Genomic DNA, 12,057 nt, shown 5'->3' with positions numbered 1-12,057 from the left:
CCGTGGGGGCACGCCCCCGCCCGCTGCGGGAGCTCGTGCTCCCACACCACCCGATCAGACGGTTTCGCCGCACGGACGCGACCACGGTCAGAGATAGTCGACCGGTCGTACAATTGCATCATGGGACGAACCAGCGACGCCAGGGAAAAGATCCTCAGCGCCGCGCAGTCGCTCATCGAGCTGCGCGGTTACTCGGCGCTGGGGGTGGCCGAGATCTGCAAGGCGGCCGGCGTGCCCAAGGGCAGCTTCTACTACTTCTTCGCGTCCAAGGAAGCCCTCGCCCTGGCCGTGCTCGACGAACACTGGGACGCCCAGAAGAGCGCCTGGGGACGCGTCCTGAACAGCGACGAGGAACCCCTGCGGCGGCTGTACCGGCTGTTCGAGGAGACGGAGGCCGACCAGCGCGCCGGCCAGCAGAGCTGCGGCACCGTGTCCGGCTGCCTGTTCGGGAACCTCAGCCTGGAGATGAGCAACCACACCGAGCCCATCCGCACCCGGCTGCAGGAGATCTTCGACGCGCAGGTCGAGATGGTCGAGTCGGTCATCACCGAGGCTCGTGAGCGCGAGGAGGTCACCACCCTCGACAGCCGGGAAGCGGCACGGGCGGTGGTCGCCCAGTTGGAGGGGCAGGTGCTGTTCGCCAAGCTCTACAACAACACCGGCCGGCTCAGCCCCCTGTGGGCGAACTGCCTGGCCCTGCTCGGTGCCCGCGCCCCGCAGGAGGCCGTGGCGGGCGCCTGACGCCCACCACGACACCGTTCAGAGGGTTCAAGAGGGTTCGGAGGGTTTCAGAGGGCGTTGACGTCGACGACCGCCGCAGCGAATGCCTCGGGTGCTTCCTGCGGCACGTTGTGACCGATGCCCTTCAGCGCCCGGTGGTCGTACGCGCCCGTGAAACGCTCGCGATAAGAGGCACCGTTTCCCGGCGGCGTGAAGGGATCCAGCTCGCCGTCGAGGGTGATCGTCGGCAGCGGGATGGCGGGACTCTCGGCAAGTCGCTTTTCCAGACGATCGAATCGCGGGTCGCCCTTGGCCAGACTCAGTCGCCACCGATAGTTGTGGATCACGATGGGAACCCAGTCCGGATTGTCGAAGGCGGTCGCGGTCCGGTCGAATGTGGCGTCATCGAAGTGCCATGTCGGGGAGACGTTCTTCCAGATGAGTTTCGCGAAATCGTGCTTGTACTGCGCGAGGCCGAGCCGCCCCCTTTCGGTGGCGAAATAGTACTGATACCACCACGCCCACTCGGCCTGCGGCGGCAGCGGCGCCTTGTTGCTTTCACGGTCGGTGATGAGATATCCGCTCACGGAGACCAGGGCCTTGCAGCGCTCCGGCCAGAGCACCGCGATGATGTCGGCCGTCCGCGCTCCCCAGTCGAAGCCGGCGAGGATCGCCTTCTCGATCTTCAGCGCGTCCATGAGCGCGATGATGTCGAGCGCGATCACCGACTGCTGGGCGTTGCGGAACGTCTTGTCCGACCGGAACCGTGTGGTGCCGTGACCGCGCAGGTAGGGCACGATCACCCGGTAGCCCGCCGCGGCGAGCCTGGGAGCCACATCGACATAGCTGTGAATGTCGTAGGGCCAGCCGTGCAGCAGGACGACCGCGGGGCCGTGCGCGGGGCCGGCCTCCGCATATCCCATGGTCAGCTCTCCGGCTCGGATCTGCTTCAGCGGGCCGAAAGAGGTGTGCGTTCCGGACTCGGACGCGCGGCCCGACGGAGAGGCCGAGGCGGAATCCGATGTCACCGGGAGCGCCGGCAGTGAGGCTCCGGCAGTTCCGATGGTGAGAATCCGGGAAAACGTGCGCCTGTCCATGACAACCACCTTCCTTCACCGGTGCGTGGAGAGCGGAGGAACCGGCGAGGCCGACGCGTCATGTGCCGTCGCCGCCTCGCCAGATGTTGTCGAAGGCCGCGTCCTCGATGCTTCGCCGTTGCCGTACCGCTTCCAGTTCCGTCACCGCGCCGTTGACGGCGGCCAGTACGGTCAGGACCGAGTCGTCGACGAGACCCGCGGCCTCCTCGGTCGACTCGTCGTGGATCCCCACGGCGGCCGCGAGGACGGTGAGGATGGGCTCGCCCGCGGTCCAGCGTTCGTCCGCGTGGCTGCGGTCCGGCGAGTCGGCCGCTTCCGTACGGCCGCCGCCGAAGGGAATCCAGCGGTGGCGGGGCCTGGTGAGCCGTCCCTCCGCCTCCAGGTCCGCGCGATAGGCCGCGGACAGCCCACGGCCCCGGCGCCAGAGCCAGTCGTCCACGGACTCGTACGGCCGCTCCCGGACCAGCGACGCCACGGCCCCGTCCAACAGACGGTCGCCCATGGTCCACTGCGCGCCGGGCACGATGCGGTCGTCGTCCTCCAGCGTGATGGCCTGGGCCTCGATGAGGTCGACCAGTTCGGCTCCCGCGAGGGCCAGCGACAGGTCGCCCTGCTCGACGGGCCGGCTGGACGGGACGTCCATGGCGATCATCAACAGGTCCCGCGGTGTGGTCATGACGGACTCCACGTCTGAGTCATCGGTGGCTGCCCGCGTCCGCGGCGGATTCCGTCGGTGCGGGCTGTCGTACCGGGGCGGTAGCTCGCACTACCACCATGTGGTGCGGGAAGCCGATGCGCAGCACGGCGGCGGCCGCGGCCGCCACGAGAACCACGGAAGCGGCCAGGACCAGTGCCTGCTGATAGCCGTGGTGGAGCAGGGGCGCGGCCACCAGCGGGCCGAGGATCTGGCCGACGGAGTATCCGGCGGTCAGGAGCGCGACGGAGCGGGGGAACTCCAGGTGGGCCCCGGTGGCGAGGGCGAGGGTGCTGACGCCGATGAACGTCGCGCCGAACAGCACCGCGGAGACCAGGGCGGCCGGTGCTCCACCGATCAGGGCGGGCAGCGCGATGCCCACCGCCTGGACGACGAGCGCGGCCAGCAGCAGGTCGGGGCGCGACCAACGGCGCCCGAGCCGGGCCCACAGCGCGGAGGAGGGCACCGCGGCCAGACCGACCAGCACCCAGGCGCCGCCGCCGAGCGGTCCGGGGGAGCTCTGCTCGATCGCGGCGACCAGGAACGTACCGGCGATGATGTAGCCGATGCCTTCCAGCGTGTAGGAGGCGAACAGGGCGGTGAACCAGCGGTGCGTGCGCGGCCCGCGGCTGGAATCCGCGGTGGCCGCAGTGACTGTGGTGGCCTGCGTGGCTTGGGTGGCCTCGACTGCCCGCGTGGCCCGCGTGGCCCGCGTTGTCGTGGGAGGCGCTTCGGGGCGGAGGTTCCACGAGGCGACGGCGAGGACCGCGGCGAGTGCGGCCGAGGCCCACCAGGCGGCCCGCCAGTCGGCGACGGGGCGCAGCACCAGGACGAGCAGACCCGACAGGGCGATGCCGGCGCCGACCCCGCCGAACGCCCATCCGGGCAGATGAGCCGGGTACTCCCGCAAGTGACCGAGGAGCGAGCTGACCGCGATGACGAAGATCAGAGCGCTGGCGACCCCGGCCAGCAGCCGCAGCGCGAACCACCCGGCGGTGTCGTGAGTGGCGGGCATCGCGGCCAGGGTGCCGGTCAGCACGACGAGGGAGGTGCGCAGCAGGGCCCGCGAGCGGACCACCGCGGGGGCCAGGATGCCGACGAGCGCGCCGAGGAGATAGCCGATGTAGTTGGCGGTGGCCAGGTTCGCGCCGGCGCCCGCGGACAGCCCCGCCCCGGCGTGCATCAGCGGGAGGATCGGGGTGTAGACGAACCGGCCGACCCCCATGCCCGCGGCGAGAGCCGCGGCGGCCTGGGCCACGTGGCGCCAGGGCGAGTGCGGCGCGCCGGCACTTCGGGCCGGGCAGGCGCGCAGGGTTCGTACGCTCATGACGAAATCCATGCCGCACCCGTCCCCGCCGTCACCGCGCGGCGTCCGTACGGCCCGGGTCGTTCGGGTGGGACTCGAGCGCGGTGACGGTGAGGCTCATCCACGGGCGCAGCGGCAGTGTGCCGAGCACCTTCTCGTGGAGTTCGTCCTCGTCACCGGCACACCAGATGCCGATGCTGCGCAGCTCGCCGACCGGGCGCCACAGCCGTGCCAGGTTGCCGGTGGCGGCCAGTTCCCGGGCACGGACGGCCTCGGCGGCGCGCCGCCGGTCGACCTCGTCCTGAGGGGTGCCCTCGGGGATCGTGGTGGTGATCTCGACCAGGAACTCTCGCATGGTCCTGCTCCGCTCGATGGGACGTCCGGCGGGCACCGGAGCGCCGCGTGGGGTGAGGGTGGCCGGCCGGAGGAGCGCGGAGGTCATCCGCCGTCAGTTGTCCCGCCGTGCTGCCCTCGGCCGGGCTTCCATGGGCTCCATCGTCCGCCTGCGACCGGGGCGCTGCCACGACCGGCTTCCTCCCTGTTGAGAGGCGTGGCCTCGCACCGACGTAGCATGACCAGCGTGGAGTTGCGCCAACTGCGGTATTTCGTCGCCGTCGCCGAGGAGCTGAACTTCGGCCGGGCCGCCGAGCGCCTGCTGATCGCCGGCCCCTCTCTGTCTCAGCAGATCAAGGCGCTCGAACGCGACCTGGGCGTGCGGTTGTTCGATCGCGATCGTCGCTCGGTGTCCCTCACCGCGGCGGGTTCGGCCCTGCTCCCCCACACCCGCGCCCTGCTCGAGCGGGCCGACGACCTCCAGCGGCGGGCCGGCCGACTGTCCGGATCGGAACCGGTACGGCTCGGCTACGTCAACTGGCTCCCGTCGGACCTCACCGCCCGCACCGCCACCGTGGCCCAACTCCACCTCGACGCATGGGTCGCGCCCTCGCACACCCAGGCCGCCCGGGTCGCCGCGGGCGGTCTGGACCTCGCGGTGTGCTGGGTGCGGACCGAGGACCTGGAAGAACGCGGCCTGCGCGCCCGGCTCATCGGCGCCGACCGGCTCTACGCCGTCGCAGGCGGTGACGACACGAGCGACGTGGCCGCCCGGGACACCGCCGTCCTCCTCGACGACGACACCACCTCCTGGTCGTCCTGGAACGTCTACGCCGAAGAGCTGGCCGAGGACACCGGGGCCCGCGCGGTACGCATCTCCAACGGCGGCATCACCGGACCGGCGTTCTTCGATCACGTCCGTCGCTGCACTCGCCCGGTGATCAACTCCCCCAAGGGCCAGACCACCCCGCTGCCGCCCGATCTGGTCCAGCGCCCGGTCACCGCACCGGAGATCTACTGGACCTGGTCGCTGGTCTGGCGCGAGAACGAGGACCGCCCGGCCGTCCTCGCCGTCGTCGACGCCCTCTGCGACGGCGTGGGCGACCTCGGCATCCGCGCCCCGGGCGCCTGGCTGCCGGACGGGGATCCGCACCGGTAGGGCCGCCGGCCCACTGACCTGGCCTGGAAGGCTGCGCCTACCAGCAGGGAGGAATTCGGTCCTGGCCGGACCTCTGTTGACCTTTGACTTCTCCACTTCACCCCGCCTAACTTCCAGATAGTCGACCGGTCGGCTAGTTCCTAGCGGGACCGGCGACCCGTCAAGAAGCCCCCGCTTCATCGCGGAATCACGGAACCCGGAGAAGATCAGCATGAGCTCTCAGAACCAGAAGGTCGCCGTCGTCACCGGAGCCTCGCAGGGCATCGGCGCGGGCCTCGTCGAGGCCTACCGCAAGCTCGGGTACGCCGTCGTCGCCACCTCGCGCACGATCGCCCCCGCCGACGACGCGGGCGTCGTGACCGTCCAGGGTGACATCGCCGACCCCGCCACGGCCGAACGCGTCATCGCGGCAGGCGTCGAGCGGTTCGGCCGTATCGACACCCTGGTCAACAACGCGGGCGTCTTCATCGCCAAGCCCTTCGGCGACTACACCCAGGACGACTACGCCACGGTGACCGGCGTGAACCTCGACGGCTTCTTCCGCATCACCCAGCTGGCCGTCGGGCACATGCTCGCCCAGGGCGGCGGCCACATCGTCAACGTCACCACCAGCCTGGTCGACAACGCCGACTCCAACGTGCCCTCCGTACTCGCCTCGTTGACCAAGGGCGGCCTCCAGTCCGCCACCAAGTCCCTCGCCATCGAGTACGCCACGCGCGGTATCCGCGCCAACGCCGTTTCGCCGGGCACCATAAAGACCCCGATGCACGCCGAGGAGACCCACGAGGCCCTCGCCGGGCTGCACCCGGTCGGCCGGATGGGCGAGACGAGCGACATCGTCGACGCCGTGATCTACCTGGAGAACGCTCCGTTCGTCACCGGCGAGATCCTCCACGTCGACGGTGGCATGAGCGCCGGCCACTGACGGAACACGACAAGGGGAGAATCCCGATGAACAGCACGACGGACAGCGACACGGAAGCGATCCTGCGCGGCGTCCTCGACCAGTGGAAGGCCGCCGTCGACGGACACGAACCGGAGCAGGTCGCCGCCCGGTTCACCGAGGACGCGATCTTCCAGGGGCTGCACCCCTACAGCGTCGGGAGGCCGGGCGTCGCGGCCTACTACGCCTCCCAGCCCGTCGGTATGACAGCCGCGTACCGGATTCTCGAGACCAGACGCCTCACCGACGACCTCGTACTCGGTTATCTGAGCGTCGACTTCTCCTTCACCGACCGCCCCACCCTCAACGTCAAGCTCGGCGTACTGGTGCGACGCGTGCGGGAGACCTGGTACATCAGCCACTACCAGGTGTCACGGCTCGAGTAGTCCGGCTCCCTCACAGGGACTTCACCCAGGCCGCGGTGTCGCCGGGGCGGCCGAAGCGAAGGGTGTCGAGGGGCGCGAAGCGCGGGTCGCCGGTGCGGCGGGTGATCTCGTGGCGCCGGTTCGCGTGCTGGGACCAGGCCCACCAGAGGGGGTGCTCCCGGCTCAGCCAGCCGGTCCAGGTCTCCCTGTTGCCACCGAACAGCGGCTCGCGTGTGACGGTGCGGCGGACGGAACGGCGCAGGACGCGGGGCAGGACGACCCGTTTGGGATAGTCCAGCCATATCACCGTGTCGGCCCGGTCCCACATCAGGTCACGGACCTCCGGATAGCCGAGGGAGTCGATGACCCAGCGGGGTTCGGCCGTGATCCGCAGTACGTCCTCGCGCAGCTTCTCGTTCACGGCCCACCCGGCGCCGGTGAAGTACAGCGCGTCCATCTCGTGGTAGGGCAGGCCGAGGCGACCGCTCAGGCCCCGGGCGAGCGTGGACTTACCCGCACCGGTACTGCCCACCACCAAGATCCGCCGCATCCCGGCACCCTAACGGAGCCGGACCCCTCCGCGAGAAAGGGGGAGTCAGCGGACCTGCGCGGCGAACGCCTCGTACGCCGGCTCGTCGAAGAGGACGAACGTGACCTCCTCGACGGCCGTCCGCGTGGCCCGTACGGTCTCCACCGCGATCCGGGCGGCGTCGTCCATCGGCCACCCGTAGATACCGGCGGAGACGGCCGGGAAGGCGACCGTGCGGGCGCCGAGTTCGTCGGCCACCTTCAGTGACTCCCGGTAGCAGGAGGCGAGGAGTTCCGAGCGGTCCTCCTCACGGCTGAAGACCGGGCCGACCGTGTGGATCACCCATCGCGCGTCCAGCTCGCCCGCGGTGGTGGCGACCGCCCGGCCCGTGGGCAGTCCCTTGCCGTAGTGCGAGGCGCGGAGCCTGCGGCAGTCGGCGAGGATGGCGGGGCCGCCACGTCGGTGGATGGCCCCGTCCACGCCTCCCCCGCCGAGCAGCGACGAGTTCGCCGCGTTGACGATCGCGTCGGCGCTCCGACGGGTGATGTCTCCCTGGACCAGGGTGATGGCGGTCATGACGGCCTCGGCCTTCTCCTATGCGGTCTTCGATCCTCGCCGCATCGCGCTCCGGCCGCCACGCGATATCCGACGGTCAGACGACCACTCCGTCGATCTCGAAGGTCTGCACGGACGCGGCGGAGAAGGCCGCGGTCAGCGTCTTGCCGCTCAGATAGGTGTCCGAGTGGGCGGTGTAGAGGTCGCCGCTGCCGGAGGTGACGGTGTTCCAGCGTCGTACGAGTCCGCCGCTGCCCCCGCTGACCTGGCTGAACCTGGACAGATCGAAGGTGAGGTTCTGCGCGGCGCCGGAGTTGACGGCCACGATGACCAGGCGCTTCGCGCTCGCGTCGTACGCCGCTGCCGCGTATCCGACACCGGTGTCGATGATGGTCATGCCGGGGCGGATGTGCCGGCTGAACTGGGCCATCACGTAGTACTTGGTCTGGACGGTCGTCGGCTGGAGGGTGCTCTGGTCGTAGGCGATCATCGCCCAGCCGGTGCTGGGGTCCATCACCTGCCAGTAGACCCACGCGGTCGGGTGCAGCCAGCGGAAGTCCAGGCAGAGGTTGCTCGCCAGGGTGAGGCCGGTGGCGTCGGAGTCGCCCGTCTCGGAGTTCCACAGCCGCTTGCCCGCCGTGGTGACGACGTCGGTGTAGAGGAGGTCACGGCGCCCGCCGGAGCCCTGGTACCCGTGTACGTTGACCCGGTTGACCTGGGCTTTCGTGGTCGAGCTGAAGGAGTTCCAGGTCGTGCGGGCCAGGTCGTAGTTCGTCTCGTCGGACGCGGAGACCAGGGTGCCGGTCAGACCGCGCTTGTCGAGTTCGCTGCGCAGATACGGGAGGACGGCCGCCTGGACGGTGGCGTCCATGTGGCAGCCCTCCTGGGTGCCCGTCGCCGTCCACCAGCTGGAGGAGGGCTCGTTGAACGCGTCGACGGAGCTGAAGCTCACACCCCAGTTGTTCTTCGCGTAGAGCGCCACCGCGGCCAGGTGGGAGGCGTGCTGACGGTAGTTCCAGGACTGGAGGTTGTTGCCGCCGTCGGACGCGCCGGACGGGTTGTGGTTGAGGCACATCCACCACATCGGCGAGTTGGCGAACAGCTCGCTGACGGCGCCGCGTTGGGTCGCCTTGACCAGGGCCGCCCGCTGGTTGGCGTCGGCCGTCCAGTCCCAGGCGGAGGAGGTGGGGTCCTCGTTGTTCCAGTCCTGCCAGTACCCCTCGATCTGCTTGAACGCGGGAATGTTGGCGGAGGCGACCATGCTCGCGCCGCTCACGGTGTTCCAGCTGGACGCGCCCAGGTTGTAGCGGGCGATGTTGAGGCCGAGGCCCGGCAGCGTCTTGCCGCCGTACGCCACGGACTTGGTGGTGAAGAAGATGTCGGCGAAGTCGTCCCGGGCGCCGAACACATTGGCCCACCATGCGAGGGAGGTACCCCAGCCCTCCCAACTGCCGTACGTCGTACCGGGGTTGACCCCGATGGTCGCGTCGGCCCGAGCGGTGCCCGTGGCCAGCGCACTGCCGAGCAGCGCACCACCCGCCGCGGCCAGCACCGATCTGCGCTTGATCATGTGGAAGTCTCCTGTCACGGTCATGCCACGGCCCCATCGCATGATCGGGCCGGGGCAGGACGTTGTCGAGACGCGTGACAGCGCTTTCTTCCTGTGAAACGAGGCACGGATGTGACGGCTCGCGCCGCCTCCGGTCAGGACTGGCGCAGGCGCCGCCATACGGCCTTCGCCGCGTTGTGCCCCGACATGCCGTGCACACCGGGGCCCGGAGGGGTGGCCGAGGAGCAGATGAAGACGGCCGGGTGCGGTGTGCCGTACGGGAACAGGGACAGCTTGGGGCGCAGCAGGAGCTGGAGTCCGGAGGCGGCGCCGCAGCCGATGTCGCCGCCCACGTAGTTGGCGTTGCGCGCGGCGAGTTCGGGCGGGCCCGCGGTGGCGCGGGCCAGTACGCGGTCACGGAAGCCGGGTGCGAACCGCTCCAACTGCCGCTCGATCGCGTCCGTGAGGTCACCCGTCCAGCCGTTCGGAACATGTCCGTACGCCCAGAAGACCTGCTTGCCCTCCGGGGCCCGGGAGGGATCGACGACGCTGGGCTGCACCGTGATCAGGAAGGGGGCGTCGGGCGCCCGGCCCTCGCGCGAGGCGGCGCGCAGGGCGGTGGCGATCTCGGCGCGGCTCGCGCCCACCTGCACCGTCCCGGCGGTGCGCGCCTCCTCGGCCGTCCAGGGGACGGGGCCGTCCAGGGCGTAGTCGATCTTGAAGACGGACGCCCCGTAGCGATAGTCCTCGTAGTACCGCCCGAAGCCCGCGATGCGGGACAGCGCGGCGGGTGAGGTGTCGAAGACGTACGCGCGGGCGGGCGGCAGGTCGTCGAGACGCTTGACCTCGTAGTCGGTGTGGACGGTGCCGCCGAGGTCCTTGAGGTAAGCGGTGAGCGCGTCGGAGAGGGACTGGGAGCCGCCGCGCGCGACGGGCCAGCCGCGGGCGTGCGCGGCCAGCGCGAAGACCAGGCCGACGGCGCCGGTGGCGATGCCGTCGAGCGGGGCCATGACGTGGGCGACGAGACCGGCGAACAGCGCCTGGGCCCGCTCGTCGCGGAAGCGCCGCATGAGCCAGGTCGAGGGCGGCAGCCCGGCCAGGCCGAAACGGGCGAGCGTCACCGGGTCGCGGGGCAGGGCGGTCAGTGGCAGGGACATGAAGTCCTGGGCCAGCGTGTCCCACTTGGGAAGGAAGGGGGCGACCAGTCTGCGGTACGCACCGGCGTCGCGCGGACCGAACGAGGCCGCCGTCTCGGCCACGGAGCGGGCGAGCACCGCCGCGGTGCCGTCGGGGAACGGGTGCGCCATCGGGAGCTTCGCGTGCAGCCACTCCAGGCCGTACCGCTCCAGGGGCATCGCCCGGAAGGCGGGTGAGTTGATCCCGAGGGGATGGGCCGCGGAACAGGGGTCGTGACGGAAGCCGGGGAGTGTCAGCTCTTCGGTGCGGGCGCCGCCGCCCACGGTGTCCCGTGCCTCGAACACGGCCACGGAGAAGCCACGGCGGGCCAGCTCCACGGCAGCCGTCAGTCCGTTCGGCCCCGCACCCACCACGACCGCATCGAGCATCGACGGCACCTTCGGACTCCTTTGTCAGCCGACGGCCACTGGACATCAGGATATGCCGGGGGACTGACAGCCTTGATGGCGCGGGGGGTTGGCAGACGGGGAGTCGTCCGGCCGGCAGGGGCCTGGGGCCGCCGGGTCAGGGGCCACCGGGGCCGAGGGCCCGCCGGACCTCGGGTCGCCGGGGTCCGGGACCCGCCGGGGGCCGGAAGGCCGTCCGCTTTCGCCTTGTGCCGACGAGGCCACTGGTGTGAGACAGGTGCGCGCTCCGGTGCACATCGTCGGGAGCGGCTACCTCGACGGCGCCCCCGGACGACGACCGGGAACGGGCAAGGGCAAGGGCTTCGATGCTGCTCGGCGTGTCGGTGGGGTCAGAGGCCGGCGGTCAGCAAGCCCCGTACCCGTCGGGCCGTGGCCGCGTCCCGGGCCGCCGTGAAAGGGAGGGTGTTGCCTCCCGTGATGCGGAAGGGTTCGCCCGTGAGGGTCAGGTGGGCGCCGCCCGCCTCCTCGACGAGGAGCAGGCCCGCCGCGTGGTCCCAGGCCGCCTCCCAGGAGAAGGCCGTCGCGTCCAGCTCGCCGCGGGCGACGGCCAGATACTCCAGCCCCGCCGAACCGCAGGGACGCGGCCGCACGCCCTCGGTGCGCAGGCCGAGGAGAGCCCGCTTCTGCTCGTCGGTGGTGTAGTCGGGGTGGGAGGTGGCTATCTCGAGGTCACGGCCCGGCGTGGGCGCACCCGGGCGCAGCGGCTCGCCGTCGAGACGGGCACCCCGGCCGCGCACGGCGACGGCGAGCTGGTCGCGGGCCGGGGCATAGGTCCAGGACGCCTGGACGACCCCGCCCACGGCGAGCGCCACGAGCGTGCAGAAACCGGTGTCGCCGTGGACGAACTGGCGGGTGCCGTCGACCGGGTCCACGATCCAGACCGGGGCCTGCCCCTGGATCGCCTCGTACGTCGCCGGATTGGCGTGGACCGCCTCCTCGCCGACCACGACCGAGCCGGGCAGCAGCTTGGCGAGCACCTCGGTGAGGTACTCCTCGGCCTTGCGGTCGGCGTCCGTGACCAGGTCGTGCGGGCCGCTCTTCTCGTCGATCTCGTCCGCGGTCAGCTGCCTGAAGCGCGGCATGATCTCGGCGGCGGCCGCCTGCCGGATCGCTTCTTCGACGTCGGACGTGCGGTGCGCGAGAAACTCGTCGATGGTTTCGATGTCTTCGATCATGGCTCCATGACAACACGCGCCACTGACA

The 12,057-nt window shown here is 70.8% G+C and carries 13 protein-coding genes; 4 read left to right on the top strand and 9 right to left on the bottom strand.

The window, feature by feature from the left end; translation table 11 throughout:
* Positions 1-120: 120 nt before the first annotated feature.
* Positions 121-741 carry a TetR/AcrR family transcriptional regulator gene (locus ACZ69M_RS41005; RefSeq protein ID WP_470058139.1) on the top strand — a complete coding sequence of 207 codons (621 nt, stop codon included), beginning with the start codon at positions 121-123 and terminating at the stop codon, positions 739-741.
* Between the two features lie 47 nt (positions 742-788).
* Here the strand turns inward: ACZ69M_RS41005 and ACZ69M_RS41000 are convergent, their stop codons facing one another.
* The 4 genes from ACZ69M_RS41000 to ACZ69M_RS40985 are packed head-to-tail and all read right to left on the bottom strand — an operon-like array spanning position 789 to position 4,172.
* Complete coding sequence (locus ACZ69M_RS41000; RefSeq protein WP_470058137.1) at positions 789-1,817, bottom strand: alpha/beta fold hydrolase; 1,029 nt, start codon at positions 1,815-1,817, stop codon at positions 789-791.
* Between the two features lie 58 nt (positions 1,818-1,875).
* On the bottom strand, positions 1,876-2,493 hold the full coding sequence (locus tag ACZ69M_RS40995; RefSeq protein ID WP_470058135.1) for a GOLPH3/VPS74 family protein: 618 nt from the start codon (positions 2,491-2,493) through the stop codon (positions 1,876-1,878).
* 19 nt (positions 2,494-2,512) lie between these two features.
* Positions 2,513-3,838, bottom strand: a complete 1,326-nt coding sequence (locus tag ACZ69M_RS40990) for a YbfB/YjiJ family MFS transporter (protein ID WP_470058133.1) — start codon at positions 3,836-3,838, stop codon at positions 2,513-2,515.
* Positions 3,839-3,869: 31 nt separating this feature from the next.
* The gene (locus ACZ69M_RS40985; RefSeq protein ID WP_382246839.1) at positions 3,870-4,172 is read right to left on the bottom strand and encodes a muconolactone Delta-isomerase family protein; all 303 of its coding nucleotides are present in this window, start codon (positions 4,170-4,172) and stop codon (positions 3,870-3,872) included.
* 216 nt (positions 4,173-4,388) lie between these two features.
* Between ACZ69M_RS40985 and ACZ69M_RS40980 the strand changes: the two genes are divergently transcribed.
* The 3 genes from ACZ69M_RS40980 to ACZ69M_RS40970 all read left to right on the top strand — a co-directional run bounded on the left by ACZ69M_RS40980 (position 4,389) and on the right by ACZ69M_RS40970 (position 6,638).
* The gene (locus tag ACZ69M_RS40980; protein WP_470058131.1) at positions 4,389-5,309 is read left to right on the top strand and encodes a LysR family transcriptional regulator; all 921 of its coding nucleotides are present in this window, start codon (positions 4,389-4,391) and stop codon (positions 5,307-5,309) included.
* A gap of 211 nt (positions 5,310-5,520) precedes the next feature.
* Complete coding sequence (locus tag ACZ69M_RS40975; protein WP_470058129.1) at positions 5,521-6,234, top strand: SDR family NAD(P)-dependent oxidoreductase; 714 nt, start codon at positions 5,521-5,523, stop codon at positions 6,232-6,234.
* A gap of 26 nt (positions 6,235-6,260) precedes the next feature.
* Complete coding sequence (locus ACZ69M_RS40970; protein WP_470058127.1) at positions 6,261-6,638, top strand: nuclear transport factor 2 family protein; 378 nt, start codon at positions 6,261-6,263, stop codon at positions 6,636-6,638.
* 10 nt (positions 6,639-6,648) lie between these two features.
* Here ACZ69M_RS40970 and ACZ69M_RS40965 read toward each other — a convergent pair whose 3' ends face one another.
* The 5 genes from ACZ69M_RS40965 to ACZ69M_RS40945 all read right to left on the bottom strand — a co-directional run bounded on the left by ACZ69M_RS40965 (position 6,649) and on the right by ACZ69M_RS40945 (position 12,029).
* Positions 6,649-7,167 (bottom strand): P-loop NTPase family protein, encoded by a 519-nt coding sequence (locus ACZ69M_RS40965; RefSeq protein WP_470058125.1) that lies wholly within the window; start codon positions 7,165-7,167, stop codon positions 6,649-6,651.
* A gap of 45 nt (positions 7,168-7,212) precedes the next feature.
* Positions 7,213-7,722 (bottom strand): O-acetyl-ADP-ribose deacetylase, encoded by a 510-nt coding sequence (locus ACZ69M_RS40960; protein ID WP_470058123.1) that lies wholly within the window; start codon positions 7,720-7,722, stop codon positions 7,213-7,215.
* A 76-nt stretch (positions 7,723-7,798) separates the two neighbouring features.
* Complete coding sequence (locus ACZ69M_RS40955; protein ID WP_470058121.1) at positions 7,799-9,271, bottom strand: glycoside hydrolase; 1,473 nt, start codon at positions 9,269-9,271, stop codon at positions 7,799-7,801.
* A gap of 134 nt (positions 9,272-9,405) precedes the next feature.
* Positions 9,406-10,815 (bottom strand): phytoene desaturase family protein, encoded by a 1,410-nt coding sequence (locus ACZ69M_RS40950; protein WP_470058120.1) that lies wholly within the window; start codon positions 10,813-10,815, stop codon positions 9,406-9,408.
* 368 nt (positions 10,816-11,183) lie between these two features.
* Positions 11,184-12,029 carry an inositol monophosphatase family protein gene (locus tag ACZ69M_RS40945; protein ID WP_470058118.1) on the bottom strand — a complete coding sequence of 282 codons (846 nt, stop codon included), beginning with the start codon at positions 12,027-12,029 and terminating at the stop codon, positions 11,184-11,186.
* Positions 12,030-12,057: the final 28 nt, after the last annotated feature.

The organism is Streptomyces sp. NPDC107454 (assembly GCF_055582885.1).
The sequence above is the reverse complement of the archived record's forward strand: the minus strand, read 5'-3'. Positions and strand labels throughout refer to the sequence as shown.